General features: G+C 69.0%; 15 protein-coding genes and 1 pseudogene. 3 read left to right on the top strand and 13 right to left on the bottom strand.

Annotated elements, in window-relative coordinates; genetic code table 11:
• Nucleotides 1–6 precede the first annotated feature (6 nt).
• From VFA06_RS24495 to VFA06_RS24450, 10 genes and pseudogenes are all read right to left on the bottom strand, one after another.
• On the bottom strand, nt 7–1,041 hold the full coding sequence (locus VFA06_RS24495) for a hypothetical protein (RefSeq protein WP_324843063.1): 1,035 nt from the start codon (nt 1,039–1,041) through the stop codon (nt 7–9).
• 4 nt (nt 1,042–1,045) lie between these two features.
• Entirely contained in the window at nt 1,046–1,852 is an 807-nt protein-coding gene (locus tag VFA06_RS24490; protein ID WP_349260335.1) for an ABC transporter ATP-binding protein, read from the bottom strand.
• A 124-nt stretch (nt 1,853–1,976) separates the two neighbouring features.
• Entirely contained in the window at nt 1,977–2,978 is a 1,002-nt protein-coding gene (locus tag VFA06_RS24485) for an ABC transporter permease (RefSeq protein ID WP_324843061.1), read from the bottom strand.
• A 74-nt stretch (nt 2,979–3,052) separates the two neighbouring features.
• Complete coding sequence (locus VFA06_RS24480) at nt 3,053–3,937, bottom strand: hypothetical protein (protein ID WP_324843060.1); 885 nt, start codon at nt 3,935–3,937, stop codon at nt 3,053–3,055.
• Nucleotides 3,934–4,713, bottom strand: coding sequence for a CDP-alcohol phosphatidyltransferase family protein (locus VFA06_RS24475; protein WP_324843059.1), 780 nt, complete (start codon nt 4,711–4,713; stop codon nt 3,934–3,936). The genes VFA06_RS24480 and VFA06_RS24475 overlap by 4 nt, the downstream gene beginning before the upstream one ends.
• Nucleotides 4,691–5,785, bottom strand: a complete 1,095-nt coding sequence (locus VFA06_RS24470) for an iron-containing alcohol dehydrogenase family protein (RefSeq protein WP_324843058.1) — start codon at nt 5,783–5,785, stop codon at nt 4,691–4,693. Before VFA06_RS24470 ends, VFA06_RS24475 begins: the two co-directional genes overlap by 23 nt.
• 92 nt (nt 5,786–5,877) lie before the next feature.
• A pseudogene (locus VFA06_RS24465) lies at nt 5,878–6,612 on the bottom strand (sugar phosphate nucleotidyltransferase); the annotation flags it as partial.
• A 35-nt stretch (nt 6,613–6,647) separates the two neighbouring features.
• Complete coding sequence (galE, locus tag VFA06_RS24460; protein WP_324843056.1) at nt 6,648–7,625, bottom strand: UDP-glucose 4-epimerase GalE; 978 nt, start codon at nt 7,623–7,625, stop codon at nt 6,648–6,650.
• 108 nt (nt 7,626–7,733) lie between these two features.
• A complete protein-coding gene (locus VFA06_RS24455; RefSeq protein WP_324843055.1) occupies nt 7,734–8,903 on the bottom strand; it encodes a glycosyltransferase family 4 protein in 1,170 nt (389 codons plus the stop codon).
• Nucleotides 8,900–11,872, bottom strand: coding sequence for a bifunctional glycosyltransferase/CDP-glycerol:glycerophosphate glycerophosphotransferase (locus VFA06_RS24450; protein WP_324843054.1), 2,973 nt, complete (start codon nt 11,870–11,872; stop codon nt 8,900–8,902). The genes VFA06_RS24455 and VFA06_RS24450 overlap by 4 nt, the downstream gene beginning before the upstream one ends.
• 159 nt (nt 11,873–12,031) lie before the next feature.
• Here VFA06_RS24450 and VFA06_RS24445 point away from each other — a divergent pair, with 159 nt between their 5' ends.
• Complete coding sequence (locus VFA06_RS24445; RefSeq protein WP_324843053.1) at nt 12,032–13,729, top strand: DUF5941 domain-containing protein; 1,698 nt, start codon at nt 12,032–12,034, stop codon at nt 13,727–13,729.
• Between the two features lie 205 nt (nt 13,730–13,934).
• Here the strand turns inward: VFA06_RS24445 and VFA06_RS24440 are convergent, their stop codons facing one another.
• Nucleotides 13,935–14,195, bottom strand: a complete 261-nt coding sequence (locus tag VFA06_RS24440; protein WP_324843052.1) for a hypothetical protein — start codon at nt 14,193–14,195, stop codon at nt 13,935–13,937.
• A gap of 13 nt (nt 14,196–14,208) precedes the next feature.
• On the opposite strand from VFA06_RS24440, the gene VFA06_RS24435 reads away from it, so the two are divergent.
• Complete coding sequence (locus VFA06_RS24435) at nt 14,209–16,638, top strand: PKD domain-containing protein (protein WP_324843051.1); 2,430 nt, start codon at nt 14,209–14,211, stop codon at nt 16,636–16,638.
• 130 nt (nt 16,639–16,768) lie between these two features.
• Nucleotides 16,769–18,049 carry a serine hydrolase domain-containing protein gene (locus tag VFA06_RS24430; RefSeq protein ID WP_324843050.1) on the top strand — a complete coding sequence of 427 codons (1,281 nt, stop codon included), beginning with the start codon at nt 16,769–16,771 and terminating at the stop codon, nt 18,047–18,049.
• Between the two features lie 13 nt (nt 18,050–18,062).
• Here the strand turns inward: VFA06_RS24430 and VFA06_RS24425 are convergent, their stop codons facing one another.
• Together VFA06_RS24425 and VFA06_RS24420 are read right to left on the bottom strand one after the other, a co-directional pair.
• The gene (locus VFA06_RS24425; protein WP_324843049.1) at nt 18,063–18,707 is read right to left on the bottom strand and encodes a response regulator transcription factor; all 645 of its coding nucleotides are present in this window, start codon (nt 18,705–18,707) and stop codon (nt 18,063–18,065) included.
• Complete coding sequence (locus VFA06_RS24420) at nt 18,671–19,999, bottom strand: sensor histidine kinase (RefSeq protein ID WP_324843048.1); 1,329 nt, start codon at nt 19,997–19,999, stop codon at nt 18,671–18,673. The genes VFA06_RS24425 and VFA06_RS24420 overlap by 37 nt, the downstream gene beginning before the upstream one ends.
• Nucleotides 20,000–20,212 lie beyond the last annotated feature (213 nt).

Raw genomic sequence — 20,212 nt, 5'->3', positions numbered from 1 at the left:
TGGCCGTCATGACTGCGGCGCGCCGTTCTGCAGGGTCTGCGCGAGCCAGTCGAGCGTTTGGGACTCGGTGGTCGGGCCGGGCGTGGACATGACCTGGAGCGGGGGACGGACCGGGCCGAGTATGGCCTGCGGCGGCTCTCCGGTGGCCGCGAACAGCAGGCGGCTCGGCGGCGCGGGATAGTTGCGCAGCCACCACGCGGGGTCGGCCGGCGAGTCCGGCGCACCGAAACGCTGCCAGCGGCCGAACACCGCGGCGGCCGAGTACCGTCCGGCGTCTTCCAGGGCCAGCGCGACCGCGCAGTTGCCGCCGTCACCCGGGCCGCCGCCCATGACGCCCCACGCCGCCGGGCTCAGCCGCACGCGGTACGAGTCGGCGACTGCGGTACGCAGGTCCTGGCCCCAGAACTGCTCGGCTGACGCGGCGTCCGGCTCGTTAACGCACGGGATGTTGTGATGACGGTCGCCGCGCACGATGACCACTACGGCTTGCGGCGGCCGCTGCTTGCCGGACATGAGGTCCGAGGCAAGAGTTGCCACGCCGGGGTCTGAGGTGTCGTCGACGACGATCGCCGGGTAGTAGCGGCGGCCGTCGGCGGGTGCGTAGTACTCCGGCGGGAGGAAGACCTGGAGCCCTGCGATTACGCCGCTGCGCAGCCCGACCAGCGTGGTGCTGACCATCGTGGCTTTCGGCGGCGGGCTCGGCTTCGCAGAGGACTGGGAGGCCGGGGTCGCGGTGGTGCCGCCCTGGAGCTGTGACGCGTTGACGTTGGGCTGCACCACGCCGGAGTCCTTGAGCTGGTAGCGCTGCGAGCCGACGCCGAACAGGTCGCTCCACGAGGTATAGAAGCCAAACAGGTCGTTCGTCAGCGCGGCCACGGTGATCAGCAGCGCGATCTGGGTGGTGAGCAGCAGCCCGATCCGGCCGGCCACTGGGCGCGGCCCGCGACCGGCCAGCCTCGGCCATAGCCATATCGTCAGGCCGCAGGCCGCCAGTGCGAGCAGGCCCAGGGTCACGAGGAAGAGCTTGCTCGTGATGCCCATGGCGTCAGCCGTTGCTCCAGGCCTCGTAGGCCGCGGTCACCTCGTCAACGTCGCCGTCCATCCGGATCAGGCCGGCCTCCAGCCAGATCGCCCGGTCGCAGATGTCGCGCACCGAGTTGATCGAGTGGCTGACCACGAACACGGTGCCCGCGTTGCGGCGCAGTTCCCGGATCCGGTCCTCGCTGCGGCGCTGGAAGCCGGCGTCGCCGGTGGCCAGCGCCTCGTCGATGAGCAGCACGTCGTGCAGCTTGGTGGCGGCGATGGAGAAGCGCAGCCGCGCGGCCTGGCCCGCCGAGTAGGTCTTCATCGGACGCAGCGAGGTGTTCGGGGACTTCTCGTCGATCCCGGAGAAGTCGATGATCGACTGGTACTTCTCCTTGATCTCGGCCGGGTGCAGGCCCATCGCCAGGCAGCCGAGGACGACGTTACGCTCCCCGCTCAGGTCGTTCATCAGCGCCGCGTTCACGCCCAGCAGGCTCGGCTGGCCGTCGGTGTACACGCCGCCGACCTTCTCGGCCGGCAGCAGGCCCGCGATCGCGCGCAGCAGCGTGGACTTGCCGGAGCCGTTCGAGCCGATCAGGCCGATCGACTCGCCGCGGCGCGCGACGAAGGAGATCCCCTTGATGGCGTGCACATCGCGCAGCGCGTCGTGCTTGCGGCGGTGGATCATCCGGTTGAGCGCGCCGGTGGCGGCTCCCTTCGTGGCGCCGCTGCCGCCGTAGACCCGGTAGTGGACGTGCAGGTTGTCGACGACCACGGTCGGCGGGTTCTTGGCGGCCTCGGCGCGGCGCTTGGCCCGGCGCTCCAGGATCTCCTCGCGGGTCAGCTCCTCGCCGTCGACCACGATGAGGTCCGCCGCGGCCGTGGTGGCGGCCGGCACGCTCTCGCCGGTACCCGCCTTGCCGGCAACCGCCTTCTTGGCAACCGCCTTCTTGTCAGCCACGGCCGTAGGTCTCCTCACCCTGCCAGAAGTACAGGTACCCGCCGATGCCGACGACCAGCGCCCAGAACACCAGCCACAGCCAGGCGTGGGCCGGAACGTACATCGCGTTGGCGTAGTCGGTGGCGACCTTCGGGTCGGTGCTGGCCGGGACCCTGATCAGCTGGTCGCGGATGACCTGGATGAACATCAGCGGCGGGTTGTGGTCGAGGATCCAGGTGATCACCCCCGGCACGTTCGGGTGCTGGGCGACCATCTTCTTGATGCTGTAGAAGACGCCGGAGCCGTAGAGCCAGGTACGCAGGATGAAGGGCAGCAGCTGGCTGGTGTCGGTGAGGATCGCGCCGAAGCGGGCCACCAGCAGCGCCAGGCCGGTGTTGAAGACGAACTGGAGGCACAGCGCCGGGGCGATCAGCAGCCAGTGCCAGGTGAACGGCTCGCCCTTGGCCAGGGCCACCGCGGCCAGGATCACCATCGCGATCAGCAGCTGCTGGAGCTGGATGATGGTGATCGCGATCGGGAGGCTGGCGCGGGGGAAGTACAGCGCGCGGATCAGGTTGAGGTTGTCGCTGATCGCCCGCGAGCCGTACAGCATCGCGGTCTGCATGAAGTTGAAGATGAAGACGCCGGTGACCAGGTAGACCAGGAAGTCCGGCACGCCGCGGTTGGTGCCCAGCAGCACGCCGAAGATCAGGTAGTAGACCCCGACGTTGAGGACCGGGGTGAGCACCTGCCACAGCTGGCCGAGCCGGGAGCCGGAGTAAAGCGCCTGGTTGCGCGCGGTCGCCCAGGTGATGATGAAGTGCCTGGCCACCCAGAGCCGGCGCGCGTACGCGACCGGGTTCGGCCGCTTGCCCGCCACCGAGAGGCCGTACTTGGCCGCCATGCCCGAGCCGCCGAGCTCCTGGAACTCGGGGTCGACCGGGGGCAGGCTGACGTCGCCGGGGTCGGCGCTCTTGCGCTCCGGCTCAGCCGCCACTGTCTGCGTACCGCTCACTTCGACTCTTCTCGCCCTCATCGCCTTACTAGTCTGACTGACCGGTCCCGCTGCCCGGTTGCCTCCGCGCGCCGTCAGATGATGGGCGGCCGACCGAGTCTGGTCATCCGCCAGACAGTACGCCATCGCATGGGATGCCGCGGACCGGCGCTGCTGCGCACGCCCTCGGCGAATCCCGCCAGCCACGGGCGCAGCGTCGACAGGTCACGGTTGCGGGCCACGGTCAGCGCGAACCAGACCGCCAGGTAGACCGGGACCAGCGGCCACGGCAGGTTGCGTTTGGCCAGCCAGACCCGGTTGCGCGCGACCATCCGGTGGTAGGTCGCGTGCCGGGTCGGGGAGGTCGCCGGGTGGTTCAGCGTCAGGTCCGCGCGGTACTCGATGGTCCAGCCCGCGTCCAGCGCGCGCCACGCCAGGTCGGTCTCCTCGTGGAAGAGGAAGAACTCGGCGGGCAGCAGGCCGACCTGCTCGAGCACGGCGGTGCGGGTCGCGTTGGCGCCGCCGAGGAACGTGGTGACCTGTGAGGAATGGTTCGGATCGCCTACCCGCACGCGCGGCACATGGCGCCGCTGCACGGTGCCGGTCTCGGGATCGGTGATGCGGAAGGAGATGATGCCGAGGCGCGGCTCGGCGGCGAAGGCGGCGCGGACCTTCTCGGCGACCTGGTCGCCGTCGAGGGAGCCGTCGTCGTCCAGGGTGAGGATGGCCTCGGGCCGCTGCTCCGGCGGCAGCTCGAGCAGCACGCGGTAGCCCTCGTTGCGTCCGGCCGGGATGCCGAGGTTCTCCGGCAGGTCCACGGTGCGTACCTCACCGAGGTCGGGCAGTTCCGAGGCCTTGACGCCGTTGCCGACGACCACGATGTCGATCGGGTCGCCCTGCTGCTTGCCGACCGTGCGGATCAGGTCGGCCAGCTCGGCCGGGCGGTTGCCCATGGTGAGGATGACGGCGGCGAGTTTCATCCCTTGAGCCTGCTCGACATGACGATGGAGACGAAGTGCAGGAAGACCATGGCCAGCGCGATACCGGCCAGGATCGCGACGGCGAGCCTGGTGTAGAACAGGCCACTGGCTCCGCCGCCGGTGGCCGTGTCGAGCAGGCCGGCGAGCAGGACCAGCAGCGAGGTTTCGATGACCACGATCAGCCGGTGCACCTTGAACGCGGAGGCGAGGAGGCGAGCCTTGGCCACCTTCGCGGAGCGGGGCACGGACGCGCTCTCGGCGACCGCGGCCAGGCCGGAGCGGGCGCGGGCCACGTCCACCAGGTCGGTCTCCGACTTCACGATCAGCACGCCGACCGCGGCGGTGAAGCCGAGCACCGTCCACGGTCCGGAGTGCAAGTGGTCGGCGCGAAAGCCGAGGCCGACCAGGAACGCCGCCTCGACGCCGTAGGCGCCGATCCGGTCGAGATAGACCCCGATGATCGAGGTCTGCTTGCGCCAGCGGGCCAGTTCGCCGTCGACGCAGTCGAGCAGCAGGTACACCTGGATCAGCAGCGCGCCGACGATCGCGCCGACGAGGCCCGGGATGAGCAGCGCGGCCCCCGCGGCCATCCCGGCGACGATCATCAGATAGGTGTAGCCGTTCGCTGAGATGGGCGAGTTGACGAGGAGTCGGGTGACGCGCAGTGAGATCCACCGCATGTAGAGCCGTCCGGCCCAGTGCTCGCCGCTGCGCCGCTGCATCTTCTCCGGCGGCTGGACGACGAGCCGCAGCTCATCGAGCGTAGGTGTCGACATAGTCCTTCACCGCGTCGCGCAGTTTCGCTTCGGTCAGGTCGAGGTGTTCCAGGATCGTGTAGCGTCCGGGCCTGGTCCGCGGCGCGTACGTTACCGCTTCGACGAATGAAGCGGCGTCAAGGCCCAGCTCGGCCGGAACGGCAGCCAATCCGTGGCGCCTTAACGCATCCACGAGCTGCCCTGTCCGTTCCGCATCCCCACGCAGGTGAGACGCGAAGGCCGCGCCGAGGCCAACCTGCTCTCCGTGCTGGCCGTACTTGCCCGGGAAGAGCAGCACGAGCGCGTGCGAGATCTCATGGCAGGCCCCTGAGCTGGGGCGGCTGTTCCCGGCGACGGACATCGCAAGGCCGGAGAGGACCAGCGCCTCGGCAAGCACGGCGAGGAAGGCAGGGTCCGCAATACCGCCGGGCTGGTGCAGCACCGCCTCCGCGGCGGTGCGGGCCATCGCCGCGGCGAGGCCGTCTACCGGTTCGCCGGTCTCGTCGTGGGACAGCTCCCAGTCGGCGAGCGCGGAGAGATTGGACAGCGCCTCACCGATCCCCGCGCGCACGAAGGCCGCCGGCGCGTCACGCACCAGGTCCAGGTCCACGACGATGCCGATCGGCCCCGGCACGCCGTACGAGCCGCGGCCGGCGTCGTTGTCGAGGGTGGAGACCGGCGAGCAGATGCCGTCGTGCGCGAGGTTGGTGGCGACCGCGACCATCGGCAGGCCGAGCCTGGCCGCCGCGTACTTGGTGACGTCGATCACGCGCCCGCCGCCGAGCCCGACGATCGTGTCGTAGGAGCCGAGCCCGTGCCCTCCCCCAGATCCGGCTGAGGCGCGGATGCGGTCGGCGACGTCCACGGCGTCGTCCAGGGCGCCGCCGCGGATCGGGAACCAGCCCGCGTCGGCGGGCAGGTATTCGCGCAGCCGCTCGCGCAGCTCGCTGCCCGAACCCTCGCTGATCACGATGGCCAGCCGGCCGGAGGTGGAAATGCGCTGGTCGGCGAGGATCGCGGGCAGCTCTCTGGCGGCTCCGGCGCCGATCCGCACGGCCGCGGGACCCGGGATGAGCCGAGTGAGGACGGCCACTAGGCGCGCCCGGCCACGCTCGAGTCGGGCACAGTGGAGTCGGGCACGGTGGAGTCGGGCACAGTCGGGTCAGGCGCCGCGGAATCGGCGCCGTGGCTCGCGACGATGCGGCGGGCCTTGGCCAGGTCGTCGTGGTTGTCGATCTCGACCCAGTCGACCTCGCCGATTGGCTGCACGTCGACCCGGAAGCCACGATCCACCAGCTCCTGATAGCCATCCTCGTAGTAGAGCTGCGGGTCGCGCTCGAACGTCGCCTTGAGCGCGTCGGCCAGCTCGGCTCCGGCCTCCGGCTCGATGAGCGTGACGCCGATGTACTCGCCGGTGGCCTCGGCGGGCTCCATGAGCTTGGTGATCCGCCGGACGCCGCCCTCGGGCGTCCAGACCACCTTCATCTCCTCGTCGGCCAGCTTCTTGACCGAGTCGAGGGCGAGGATGATCCGCTGTTCGCCGCCGCGCGCGCCAAGCAGCGTCCGCTCCACGGAGGCAGGGTGCACGGTGTCGCCGTTGGCTAGGATCACGCCCTCGCCGAGCAGGTCACGGGCGCACCAGAGCGAGTAAGCGTTGTTCCACTCCTCGGCCTTGTCGTTGTGCACGAGATGCAGCGTTACGCCGTAGGCGGCCTCCAGCGCCGCCTTCCGCTCGTGCACCGCCTCGGCGCGGTAACCGACCACCACGGCCGCATCAGTCAGGCCGACTTCGGCGAAGTTCGCGAGCGTCAAGTCCATGACGGTGCGATCGCCGCCCACGGGCACTAGCGCTTTGGGCAGTGTGTCCGTATATGGGCGCAGTCGACGACCCGCCCCGGCGGCGAGGATAAGCCCGATCATGGTTCCTGTTCCGCGTTGCTCGATGTAGCTAGTGACTAGTGCGTGAATGCATCATGGCGCATACGCCAACCGGCCCACGCGGAGGCCACCATATCTGCGATGTCGTACTGAGCGGACCACCCGAGTTCGGCCTTGATGCGATCCGCCGACGCGATCGACCGCGCGGCGTCGCCGGCGCGCCGGGGCGTGATCTCCGGTACCAGGTCGCTGCCGGTGTGCTCGAGGATGCGGTCTACCAGCTCACGGACCGAGACGCCTTCGCCGCGGCCGATGTTGAGCGTGAGCGCCGCGTGCTCGTCCCGCTCCAGCCGCCGGGCGGCGGCGACGTGCGCGCTGGCGATGTCGCCGACGTGGATGTAGTCGCGGATCGTGGTCCCGTCCGGGGTGTCGTAGTCGGCGCCGAAGATCCGCGGCGGCAGCCCCGCCTCGATGCGCTCGAAGACCATCGGGACGATGTTCAGTGCGGTCGGGTCGCCGAGCTCCGGTGAAGCGGCGCCGGCCACGTTGAAATAGCGCAGATTGGCGTACGCCAGGCCGTGCGCGGCGGCGACGTCACGGATCAGCCACTCGCCGACAAGCTTGGTCTCGCCGTAGGGAGACTGGGGCTCGCATGGCGTGTCCTCAGTGATCAGCGGTACGTCAGGCGAGCCGTACACCGCGGCCGAGGAGGAGAAGACCAGCCGCCGCACCCCGGCTTCGACCACGGCCGAGAGCAGAATGCGCAGGCCGCCGACGTTCTCCTCGTAGTACCAGAGCGGCTTCTCGACGGACTCGCCGACCTGCTTCTTCGCGGCGATGTGCACGACGCCGCCGATCTGGTGCTCGGCCAGCACGCGGTACAGAAGCGCGCGGTCCCGCACCGAACCGATCTCCAGCGGGACGCCGTCAGGCACTCGGCTCTTGTCGCCGGTGGACAGGTCATCGAGCACGACTACTCGTGCGCCGTCAGCGAGCAGAGCGCGCACCACGTGCGAACCGATGAATCCGGCGCCTCCGGTAACCAGCCACGTCATGCTGCCGACCCTATCCGAGAGCCTGCGACCGTTCGGCGATGATCGCGTAATACGTCTGTGACAGCCAGGCCGAACGCCTGGCGAAGGGTGGCTAGCGCCACGGCGCAACTAACGCAACACCAGAGTGATCATCCGCTCCCAGCGGTCCACGATCCGGTCGGGTGCGTAGGCGGAGACGCTTTCCAGCGCGGCCTTGCCCATCGTGGCGCGCTCCCCCGCGTCGTCCATGAGACGACCCAGGGCGTTGGCCAGGGCTTCGGTGTTGCCGGGCGGCGCGAGCAGGCCGTTCACGCCGTCGTGGACGAGTTCGCGGACCCCGGGAGCACAGTCGAAGGCGACGCAGGGCAGCGCGCAAGCCATCGCTTCGAGCAGCGACATCGGGAAGCCCTCTGCGCGTGAGCCGCTGGCGAAGATCGAGCCCTCGACGAGCGCGGCCGCGATGTCGCCGGTCTGCCCGGCGAAGTCGACGCTCGATTCCAGGCCGAGGGACCGGGCTTGCTCGCGCAATGCGTCGTGTTCGGGGCCCGAGCCGTAGATGCGCAGGGTCCAGCCGGGCCGGCTGAGGACCGCCTGGTGCCAGGCGTCGAGGAGCAGGTCGAAGCCCTTTTCCTGGGAGAGGCGCCCAGCTGCGACGACGACGCGGGCAGCCGGGTCCGCGCCACCGAGCGCCGGAATCGGCAGCGGGTTCGGGATGGCGGCGGCGTTGTTCATGCCCGCGCGGGTCCACTCGTGCGCGTCGGCGTCGGTGAGGGAGACGAAGCGCGCGGCGGTGCGGTACAGGCTGCGGACGCGTCGGCCGCGGCTCGATGCGTTAGCTGCGGCGTAGGACTCGTGGCTCATCGCGATGACCGGCAGGTTGGGCGGTGCGGCTTGGGCGACCCATTCCATCGCGTGCACCTGGGCACAGATGACGACCGTGTCTGCGGGGTCTGATGCGCCAGCGAAGAGGGCGCGAAGGCGGCCGGCGCCGGAGCGCTGAACGGCCTGCCAGCGCTTGTAGCGGACGTAGGCGAGCGGGTTGGCGATGCGGGAGAGCAAAGCGGGTTTCGGCTTGCCGCCGTACAGGTTCGGGTGGATGAGCGAGGTCTGATACGCGGGCTCGACGCGCTCACCGTCCGGGTCGGCACTGGCCAGTTCGTGCGGTTGCCGAACGGCGAAGATGCCCACGAGGTGCACTCGGTGCCCGCGCTCCGCGAGCAGCTCGCCGATCCGGTGCGCCCAGCGCTGCACTCCGCCGAGTTCGTGGATCGTGTTGCAGACGATGAAGACTTCCGTCATCGCGCACCGCCCTTGCCACCGAAGAACCGGGCGACGATCTGATCCGCGGCGGTGCCGGTCTCGTACTCGCCGAATTCGTGCGCGAACTGCTTACGGGCATCGGAGTGGGGATCGGGGGCGCTCCCGTCTAGGGCGGCGAACGCGTCGATTGCGGCGAACAGCTCGTCCTGGTTGGTGGTGAACGGTCCCGGTGCCCGCTGTGCGAGGTCGAAGTATGTGCCGCGGTCCTGCGCGTAGGTCGCCGCGTCGGGGGCGAAGAACAGCAGCGGCCGATCGAGCAGCGCGTAGTCGAACATCACCGAGGAATAGTCGGTGAGCAGGCCGTCTGAGGCCAGCATCAGTTCCGTGACATCGGGATAGGTCGACACGTCGCGGATCGCGTCCCCGGCTTCCTTCGGCACCTGCACGGTGTTGAGGTAGTGCGCACGGACCAGGAGCAGGACCCGGTCGCCGAAGCGGCGGGCGAAATCTTCCAGGTCGAATCCGGGCTCGAACGGTCCGCTGGAGTTGCGGAACGTCGGGGCGTACAGCAGAACCCTTCGATCGTCCGGAAGGTCGAGTTGCCGGCGCAGTCGGGCGCTGCGCTCATCTCGGTCGGTGGCGAGCAGCGCGTCGTTGCGGGGATAGCCGACGCGCAACGGCTCGGCGCGCAGCTCGAACGCCTGGACCAGGGTCCTGATGTCGTATTCGGAACGGACCAGGAAATAGTCGAACCGGCCGACGGCCTTGACCAGCTTCTTGCGATCGGCGACCAGCATCGCGCGCACGTGTGGCGTGTTCAGGCCCATCCGCTTGAGCGCGGTGCCGTGCCAGGTCTGGATGTACGTGGTGCCGCGGCGTTTGCTGATCCACTGCGGGAAGCCCTGGTTGTCGACCCAGAACTCGGCTCGGGCCAGAGCTCGTAGATAAGCCCACGAGTTCCGCTTGACCGGCGTGGCGTCCTTCGGGAATCCCGCGCTGCTCATGGCGTACGACCAGTAGACCTTGCCGCGGTATCCGGAGCGACGCAGCGCCTCGTAGATGTACTTGGGACTGTCGCTGTAGGAACCGCCCATGTGCGACTCGAAGACGACCGAGCCGCGGCGCAGCGGCAGGCGCGTCAGCGCACGTGTATACAGCTCGCGCTTGATGCGCGGGTCGTTGACGATCTGTGCGCGCTTGTAGAGGCGTTGCGCGATGCGCAGGACGCGTGCGCTGCGGGGGCTCGCGCCGGGCTGAGTGAAGGGAGCGGTGACGGCGCGCGCGATCGGATTGCGGGCGGTGAGGTTGAGCGTGAAGAGGCCGCGATGGTTGATGCCGGCGATCCATGTGTCGCCGACTGCGCGCGTGAGCAGGGGACGGGCCGGGAGGGTGAGGGGCGTGCCTTGTCCGCCGTCCGAGGCGTCGGGCAGCTTCAGCGCGGTCACCTTCGACTCGGTCGTGCCGAGCGCTCCTGCGGTCAGCCGCAGCCGGATTTCCCAGACCTGGTCGACGATCCCGACCGGCTTGACGGTCTTGGTTGGGTTGAGCTCGACAGACCAAAGGATGCGGCTGCCTTCGTGAGTGACATCCTTGGCCTTGACTCGGTACTTGCGAATCGCGCGGGCCACCGGCCGGAACTCGAACGACGCGGACAAGTCAGCGTCCTGCGGAATTCGGTTGAGCGGGTTGACCGTCTCGCCCTCAATGCGAATGCGGCCGCCGTCGAGCGCGCGCAGGCCGGTCAGGCGGGAGGCGAGGTTTGTCCGGTTGAACGGGACGCGCGACCATCCGAGCCCTGTCACGTCGAGCGCGGCGCGGCCGGCCTCGGTGTCGAGGTGCGCGTCGCACCAGTACACGCGGCCGTCCCGCTCGACGAGATCCGAGGTGATCCTGGTGCGCTCCAAGGCTTTCGCGCTCTCGCGGGTGCGGTCGAGCAGGTGCTCGCAGACCGTCACCAGGTTCGGCCAGTCGTCCTCGATCAGCAAGTAGGCACCGGCGACGGCGACCCGGTGCGGGCAGCGCTCGAAGGCCTCCGGTCGCAGAGTGCGTAGGTAGCTGCGGAACATCTCGGTGAACTCGGCGACGTACCCAGGCTCCTGATAGGGCAGGTCGCGCAGGTAAAGCACCAGGTCGTGCTCGATGAACTTGGCATCCTTCGCGATCTTCACCGCCACGTCGCCGCCCGCCGCGAGCCAGCCGGTGATCGCCTCGTCGATCATCCGGTGGATGGCGATCCGGTCGCGCACGTTGGAGATCTCGTCGCGCCGGTTTGAGATGGACTTCTGCGCGGCCCGGACGATGACGTTCCAGTGGTACACGGTCTCCGGGATCAGCACGATGCGACGGGCGGCGAGGTAGGCCTTCGCCGAGAACAGCAGGTCCTCGTAGTGGAAGCCGACCGGGAAGCGCAGCGCGTGCTCCGTCGAGCCGTGCCCATTCAAGCCGTGCCCATTTAAGAACGTGCGCCGGTAGCACTTGTTCGTGGACAGCGTGTCCCGCAGCAGGTCAGGCATCTGCGACACGCCGTCGAGGACCCGCCGCTCGGCGTACATCTCGGGCCACCACGGCACGGTCTCAGTCAGCCCGGAACGGTTATGGTGCACGCGCACGCACACGCCGGAGACCAGGTCCGCCTCGTGTTCCTCGGCCGCCTCCAGCATGTTCAGGCAGGCGTGCATGTCGAGAGTGTCGTCCGAGTCGAGGAACATCACATACGTGCCGAGCGCGGCCTCGATCCCGGCGTTACGCGGCGCGGAGCAGCCTCCGCTGTTCTGCGCGAGCCGCAGGTAGCGCACCCGCGGATGCTGGGCCGCGAGACGTTCGGCCACCTGCGGCGTCGAGTCGGTTGAGCAATCGTCGACGATGATGACTTCGAGGTTGCGCAGGGTCTGCCGGAGAACCGAGTCGACGGCCGTGGGCAGCCGGGCCGCGTCGTTGTACACGATGACGACCACGCTGAGGTCCGGGGCCACAGGGGCCACATCCGACGCGGAAGTCTCACTCGGCACGTCGCGTCCTCACTACTTGCTCGGTCTCGGCCCCCCGCGCCCGGTCGTCCGCCGGTCCCGGCGATCGCTGCACGATGGTAGCCGAACACGGTGAGGGACTACCGTTGCCGGGACTATGGTTGCCGCCGGGCCAACAAGTGTGAAGAGGAAGGCCGCCGAGTGCGCATTCCCACCATCGCGGTGCTGACCGGACCCCAGCCAGTGGACGGGGACGGGGTGTTGCGTACGGAGCTGTCCGCCCTTGGGGCGACCGTCGTGGACGCGGACGGCCCCGCGGCCGCCGCGCGGGCCGTGGCCAGCGCCTCCGCGGCCGGGCGGGTGGCGCTGGTGGACCGGCGGCTGATCGCGCACCGGCACGCGCTGCGGCTGGCGATCGAGGACCCGCGCTGGACGGCCGCGCACTCGGTCGGCGTGCTGACGGTGTCCGGTCAGGCGCGCGAACTGCTGGCGACCAGGCTGCGCACGCTGCCCGACCTCACCGCGCACCGAGTCGAGGGGGCGTCGCCGGCGGCGAAGCTGACGGCTCCGCGCCCGCTGGTCCCAGACGTGCTGGCCACCCAGTTGGCCGAGTCGCTGCCGATCCACGAGGTGGAGCTGCCGAACGGGCTGATCGCGACCCTGGTCGACGCGCCGCTGGCCGCCCGGAAGGACGCGTACGACCGGGTGGCGCACATCGACGGCGAAGCGATCCGGCTGCGCAAGGCGGTGAAGAGCGACGACGGGCTGTTCGCGACGCTGTTCGTGTCGTCGTACTCGCGGTTCCTCGCGCGTTGGTGCGCGGATCGGGGGCTAAGCCCGAACCTGATCACGACGCTGTCGCTGCTGATCGCGATCGTGGGGGCGATCACGGCGGCGACGGGCACGAGGGCCGGGTACGTCGCGGCGGCCGTGGCGTTGTACATCTCGTTCGTCCTGGACTGCACCGACGGCCAACTGGCCCGCTACGCGCTGAACTTCTCGCGCGTCGGCTCGTGGCTCGACGCGACGTTCGACCGCGCGAAGGAGTACGCGGTTTACGCGGGCCTGGCCTTCGGGTCAGCACACAACGGCGACAACGTGTGGTTGCTGGCAGCGCTCGCGATGGCGTTGCAGACGGTGCGGCATCACGTCGACTTCGCCTTCCATGAGGGGAACAGAGGGCGCGGTGCAGCGGGCGCGAAGGACGGCAACACGCAGCCGCTGCCGGTCACGCCGGACAAGACCATCGCCTATTGGGCCCGCAAGGTCATCGTGCTGCCGATCGGTGAACGCTGGGCACTGATCGCGCTGCTCACCGCGCTCACTAAGCCGCGCACGACGTTCACCGTGCTGCTCATCTGGGGCCTGATTGCCGCCGCGTACACGACGGCCGGGCGCGTGCAGCGTTCGCTCGCCCCCCAGCCCGCCGAGCGCAGCCGGGAAGCGACTGACGCGCTGTACTCGATGTCTGACATCCTTGCCCGGCCGCTGGCTGAAGTCCGCAGGCTCGGCTCGAAGCTGGGCTGGCTGGTTCCGCCGGTCTACCACGCGTTCGAATACGCCATCGCGATCGCGCTCGCCGCCGAGATCCACGGCGCGATGCCGCTCGCGTTCCTGTACCTCGCGGCGGTCATGTACCACCACTACGACATCGTCTACCGGATCCGTGCGGCGGCGAGTGTGCCCCGGTGGCTCACGATCGCGGGCGCGCTCGGCTTCGAGGGTCGCGTCGTGATTCTCGTGCTCGCGAGCTTCATCCCGACGAAGCCCGCGCACCACGGGCTCACGTACGCTTTCGTCGCGCTCGGGGCATATCTGTGGGCGCTCTTCCTCGCCGAGTCGGTGCACTTCTGGCTGCGGCCGACCGCGACCGCGCTGCTTCCCGCCGACCCGGCATGACAGCGCGTTCCGACTGCATCAACCACGTAACATTTTCGCGGAAGCGAGCACAGTACGAGTACTGTCTACCTGTTTAGTCGGGCTGGATCGTACCTAAGGGGTGGGCGGTGCACGGGCGCCGTGTCGCGACGGGGGTCGCGCTTCTCATATCAGTCGGATCACTTACGCCGCTGCCAGCCGCCCACGCGGCCACCGGCACGACGCTTTACGTGAACAACGCTGTCACAAGCTGTTCAGACAACACCGCGGACAGCTCGGTCACGCCGTATTGCACGATCCCGGCAGCCATGAACGCGGTGACCCCGGGCGAGACGATCATGCTCGCGGGCATATATCCGCCGTTCTCCGTGACCAAGTCAGGCACCGCGGGCCAGCCGATCACCATCGAGGGACCCACTTCCGCGGTGACCGGAAGTGCGCCGTTGATCGCCACGAACGGCAGCACGGCGAACGACATCACCATCACAGGCGCCTCCTTCGTGACCGTCGCCAACCTCCGACTAGCCAGCAACGGATCAACGGTCGCGATCTCGGGTTCCGACCACATCACACTCGACGGCCTGCAGAGCAGGCAGCCTTCGGCTTCGCAGGCTCCGCAGATCCAAGCCCTCGCCTCGTCGAACGTCACCCTCTCGAGAAGCCTGCTACGCGGCGGGAGCACAGCCGCGACGATCTCGATCACGGGAGGCAGCGCCGACACGATCACGACGAACGCGCTCGAGAACTTCGTCGGGGCCGTGGAGCGGCCGGGTATCGTGCTCAACGGCGTCACCTCGTCGGCCATTACCAGCAATGACGTGAGCCCATGGTGCGGGTACGGCATTTCGGTCTCGAATGGATCGACGTCCACGACCATCGAGAACAACGTCTTGGCCCAGCTGACCGGGCCGACCGCGATCGCGTGCCCCGCCGCGACTGATTCGAGCCCGAACATACCGCTGTCCGTCGACTCCAGTTCGACGCCAGGCAGCAAGGCCGACTACAACGACGTCAACGCGGCGTCGGACACGAAAATCGCCTATTCCTGGGGCGGCGGCACGTACGCCGACGCCGGCTCGTTCGCCGCGGCAACGTCTCAGGGTACGCATGATTCGAACTCGGTCACGTCGGTCTCGGGCATCATCCCGAGCGACTCGGTGACCATCGACTCGGCCGACTCCTCGGCGCCCGGAGAGCTCAGCACGGACGTCATGGGTCATCCCCGGGTCGACGACCCGCTGGTGGCCGACACCGGCTCCGGCACTCCCGCTTACCACGACCGCGGCGCGGTGGAGTACGTCGACCCCATCACCGCCACCTTCTCGTCTTCGGTGCCGCGCGCCCTCACCGGGGTTCCGGTCACCGTTTCGGCTTCGGTGACGGATCCGTGGTCCGTCGCGAACTACTGCCGTGTCGACTTCGGCGACGGCACCGTGACGGACCAGGTCCCGGTCACAAACGGCTCGTGCAGCGCGTCACACGCGTACACGGCCGCCGGCACCTTCTTCCCGGCCGTCACGGTCACCAACTCCTACGGCGGGCTGAAGACCGTCAACGGGACGATTGCGACCGCCGTTCCCAAGCCCTTCCTGCCAAAGCTCGCCGTGAGCCCGGTCGGCGGCCTGAGCGTGGAAGCGGACGCCAGCGCGTCGACGGCTGCCTGGCCGATCACCGACTACAAGTTCGACTTCGGTGACGGAAGCGTCGTCGACGGATATTCCGCGCTCGACACCGACCACCCGTACGCGAAGGCGGGCACGTACACGGTCACCGTGACCGAGACGGACCTGGACGGCGATACAGCCAGCACTTCCGCGCAGTTCACGACGGCCGCGTCCTACTACACACCAGTGAGCCCGGTGCGAATCCTCGACACACGCAAGGGAATCGGTGTTCCCGCCGTGGCGAAGGTGCCCGCGAACGGCACCCTGAGCCTGAACATCGCCGGCGTGGCCGGAGTGCCCCAGACCGGCCTGCGCGCAGTCGCGCTGAACGTGACCGTGGTCAATCCGACGCAAACCGGCTACATCACGGCTTACCCCGCCGACGCGGCGCAGCCGACCACCTCAAACCTCGACTTCACGCCGGGCAGGACCTTCGCGAATTCGGTCATCGTGAAGGTCGGCGCGAACGGGAGCGTCAACTTCAAGAACGGCAGTGGCGGCAGCGTCGACCTGGTGGCGGATCTCGCGGGGTACTACAGCGACGATTCGACCTACGGCTACACCTCGGTGTCACCGATCCGGCTGCTGGACACCCGGAAGAGCGCCTCGACCATCGCGGCGAACGGCGTCCATAAGCTCTACGTAGGCAACTACACCGGAGCCGCGGCCGTGGCCTTGAACGTGACCGTGACCAACCCCAAGCAGGGCGGATACCTCACCGCCTATCCCGACGGCGAGAACCGCCCGGTCGTCTCGAACCTCGACTTCATGGCGGGGCAGACGATCGCGAACCAGGTCATCGTGAAGGTCGGTGCGGACGGCTACGTGGACTTCGCGAACTCGAGCGCGGGATCCACGGACCTGATCGTGGACATCGACGGCTATTTCCGCTCTGGGGCCGGAAGCTTCTTCACTCCCATCACCCCGACACGTGCGTGGGACCTGGAGTCCGTCGGCGTAGGCACCACTGATGTCCCGATCGGGTACGACGCCGGCAGCTCGGATCTCTGGGGGCTGCGCGGCGGATCCATCGCGGCGAATCTGACGGTCGCCAATCCGTCAGACGGCGGCTATCTCTCGGCTTATCCCGACGACGAGGCCACCCCGCCGACGATCTCGGCCCTCGACTTCCCCGCGAATGAGACCGTCACGAACGCGGCGACCGTCACCTTGGGAAGTCAGAACTACGGCATCGACTTGCATCTGGCGGAGTCGGGCGTGGCGCGGCTGATCGTGGACGTGTTCGGGTACTACTCGACGACCTGATCGCCGGGCGCGCCGGGGTGGTGCCAGCACCACCTCGAAGACTGACTCTGCTACCCGTGAAGCTCTAAGCACGGTTCGGAAGACTCCTCGGTGTCCGCTTAAGAGAAACAAGGCATCGGGGAGTCTTCCGTTGGACACGAAGTACCTGCGGGCTTCTGCTCGCGCGGGGCACACGCGCATCGGCGCGCTGGTCGGGGTGGTCGGCGCGGTGGCGCTGGCGAGCGGGGCGCTGGCGCCGGGGGCGCAGGCGGCCGCGCCGGGCGCACCGGACACGGCGGCTCCGGCAACTCCGGTAATGGCCGGATCCGGCTTGCCACCGGTTCACACACCGCAGCTGCCGCCGCTTGATCCGGCGGCGTTGCAGGCGGCTATCGGTGGTCTGCCGAACGCCGAAATCACGGGCGCGCTGGCACTGGTGAACGACCTTCAGAGCGGTGACACGTGGCGGGGAGTGTCAGGGCTCGGGGACGTGGCAACCGGCAGCGCGCCGTCGCCTTCTGACCGGTTCCGGATCGGCAGCGTGACAAAGGTGTTCACCGCGACGGTGGCGCTACAACTGGTCGCCTCGCATCAGGTCTCGCTCACCGACAGCATCCAGCACTACCTGCCCGGGGAGCTGCCCGCTTCCTATCCGCCGATCACGGTCGCCGAGCTGCTGAACCACACCAGCGGGCTGCCCGGCGTGGACGTCGGCGACGACGAGGGCGACCCAGCGGGGTTTGTCGCGCATCGTTTCGAGCACCCGACGCCGCAGCAGATCGTCGGGGCGCTGGCCGGTGAGCCGATGGCCTTCGCTCCGGGGAGCGCGCAGCGGTACAACGGCGTGAACTACTTCCTGTTGGGCATGCTGATCGAGCGCGTCACCGGGCACAGCTACGCCGACGAGGTGAACGCCAGGATCATCAGGCCACTGAGGCTGCACGACACCTCGGTGCCGGCCGCGACCTCGTATCGGATCGCGGGCCCGCACCTGCACGGATACCTGGCGGTTCCGGCGGCGGACGGCAGCGGCGCGTCGACGCTCGTCGATGTCACGGAGCAGAGCCCTTATCCCTGGGCCGAGGGCGGCATGATCTCCTCGGCACGGGATCTGCGGACCCTGATGGTCTCGCTGTTCACCGGGCGACTGCTACCGGGCGCGGAGCTGGAGGACATGGTGACGGTGCCGGACGTGCCGTATATGGGTACTGATCACTGCACCGGGCAGGCCTGCTTCGGCATGGGATTGATGAGCGCGACGATCGGCGACGTCACCGTCTGGGGGAAGACCGGCTCGCGGCCCGGATACACCGACGGAGTCTTCGCGACGCGGGACTTGCAGCGCGTGCTGGTGTACGCGTTCAGCCCGACGAGCGAGTCGGTGAACACCACCCCGTTCATCCTCGGGATCGCGAAGGCGACTCTGTCCTGACCAGGGGCGGTGATCAGCGGTCCAGGTACGCGAGGACGGCGAGCACCCTGCGGTTGTCGTCGTCGGAGGGCGGCAGGTCCAGCTTGGTGAAGATGTTCGAGGTGTGCTTCGTCACCGCGCGCTCGGTGATGACGAGACGTTGCGCGATCGCCGCGTTGGAGCGGCCCTCGGCCATCAGGGCCAGAACTTCCACCTCGCGCGGGGAGAGCCGGCCCAGCGGTTCCCGGCTGCTGCCCCGCGCGAGCAGCTTGGCGATCACCTCCGGGTCCATCGCGGTCCCGCCGGCCGCCACCCGCTGTACCGCGTCGACGAACTGCGCCGCGTCGAAGACTCGGTCCTTGAGAAGATAGCCGACCGCGCCGGTGCCGTCCGCGAGCAGCTCGCGGGCGTAGAGCTGCTCGACGTACTGGGAGAGCACGAGCACGGGTAGCCCGGGCACCTGCCGGCGCGCGGCGAGGACGGCTTGCAGCCCCTCGTCAGTGAATGTCGGGGGCATACGCACATCGACCACCGCCACATCCGGGCGGTGGTCGATCAGCGCTTTGAGCAGACTTGGTCCGTCGTCTACGGCCGCGACGATCTCGAAGCCGTGGGCTTGCAGCAGCCGGGAAAGCCCTTCTCTCAGGAGGAAGAGGTCTTCGGCGAGGACAACGCGCACGGAATCTCCAGGGCCACTACGGTCGGCCCGCCGGGCGGGCTCGTCACGGTCAACAACCCGTCGAATGTACCGATCCGGCGCTCCACTCCGCGCAGTCCGGTGCCGCCGGCCGGGTCGGCGCCGCCGCGTCCGTCGTCGGTCACCGTCATCCGCAGCAGGCCGTTCGCGTAGGAGAGGTCGATCCACGCCCGGCTCGCGCCCGCGTGCTTGGCGACGTTGGTCAGCAACTCGCTGGCCGCGAAGTACGCCGCGGATTCCACCGGCGCCTGGGCGCGGCCGGGCAGGTCGGCGGTGACCTCGACGTTCAGCGCGCTGTCCAGGGCGAGGGCGCGAACCGCGTCGGCGAGCCCGCGGTCGGCCAGCACCGGCGGGTGGATGCCGCGTACCAGCCCCCGAAGTTCAGTCAGCGCCTTGACGGAGGCGTCGCGGGCCTCCATGAGCAGGGCGCGGGCCTCGTCGGGGTGCTTCTCCATCAGTGCCTCCGCCGCGCTCAGGTTCATGCCCATCGCCACCAGACGGGCCTGCGCGCCGTCATGCAGGTCGCGCTCGATGCGGCGCAGTTCGGCGGCCGAGGCGTCCACGGCGTCGGCCCGCGTCTCGGTCAGGTGCTGCACCCGCAGCGCCAGCTCGGCGGCCCGCGTCGGCTTGAGCAGCACCCTGGTCCACAGCGCGTGCACCCGCAGCAGGCCCGGCGCGACATAGAAGCCGAGGATCGCGATGAACGCGCCCATGCCGGCCGGCACCCAGCGCCACTTCTCGTTGCCCTGCTGGACGTGCACGAACGTGTACCAGTCGTTGTAGCCGTGCCGCACGAGGATCGGCCACAGCGAGGAGAGCACGACACCCTCGATGCCGTAGAGCAGCAACACGGCCGCGAACAGGCCGAGGGTGAAGCCGACGACCATGTCGAGGAAGCTCCACACCAGGTCCCGCCAGGTCGCCGGGTCCCGCAGGATCCACCGGCAGCGCTCCGCGATCCCCATCACCCCGCGCTGGAACTGCGGCCTCGGCCGGTAGGGGCGCTGGATCTGCACGCCCTGCCAGCGCCAGGCCAGATGGCGGGCCAGGTTGGCCACCTGTCGGCACAGCCACGTGGAGATGGGCAGCAGCAGCAGGCCGACGCCGAGGCCGATGAAGCCGAGGATGTCGAGCTGGAGCACGACGACGCCGATGTTCAGGCCGGCGATGAAGGTCAGCACGAGCCCCTGCCACGGGGCGAGCAGCGCGCGCTTGAACCGCGACTTGGGCGGTCTGCGCACCGCGACCTGGTCGGCCGGAGCGGTGATCGTCATCTTCGGTACCTCCTGTGAGTCCCCGTCGCCGAGACGGGACGCGACCCAGTCTGCGGCACCCGGAAGTGGTGCGCACGGGACCTACACAGCCGATCCGGGGGTGTACCTAACTACACCCTAATTGGGGGCTCAACCGCATGTCAGAGGCATGGTGCGGATTCCTAGGTTGGGTGTGGGGGCCGGTGAGTCGCACCGTCGCCCTCAGAGCCCACG

The sequence above is a fragment of the Actinocrinis sp. genome, from assembly GCF_035653575.1.
Taxonomy (GTDB): domain Bacteria; phylum Actinomycetota; class Actinomycetes; order Streptomycetales; family Catenulisporaceae; genus Actinocrinis.
Note: the sequence above shows the minus strand (reverse complement) of the source record. Positions and strands in the feature narration are given on the sequence as shown.

What these genes read in the sequence shown, in the direction of transcription:
- VFA06_RS24495 (WP_324843063.1), bottom strand. Translation starts at nt 1,041, where the DNA reads ATGGGCATCACGAGCAAGCTCTTCCTCGTGACCCTGGGCCTGCTCGCA.
- VFA06_RS24480 (WP_324843060.1), bottom strand. Translation starts at nt 3,937, where the DNA reads ATGAAACTCGCCGCCGTCATCCTCACCATGGGCAACCGCCCGGCCGAG.
- VFA06_RS24475 (WP_324843059.1), bottom strand. Translation starts at nt 4,713, where the DNA reads ATGTCGACACCTACGCTCGATGAGCTGCGGCTCGTCGTCCAGCCGCCG.
- galE (WP_324843056.1), bottom strand. Translation starts at nt 7,625, where the DNA reads ATGACGTGGCTGGTTACCGGAGGCGCCGGATTCATCGGTTCGCACGTG.
- VFA06_RS24455 (WP_324843055.1), bottom strand. Translation starts at nt 8,903, where the DNA reads ATGACGGAAGTCTTCATCGTCTGCAACACGATCCACGAACTCGGCGGA.
- VFA06_RS24420 (WP_324843048.1), bottom strand. Translation starts at nt 19,999, where the DNA reads ATGACGATCACCGCTCCGGCCGACCAGGTCGCGGTGCGCAGACCGCCC.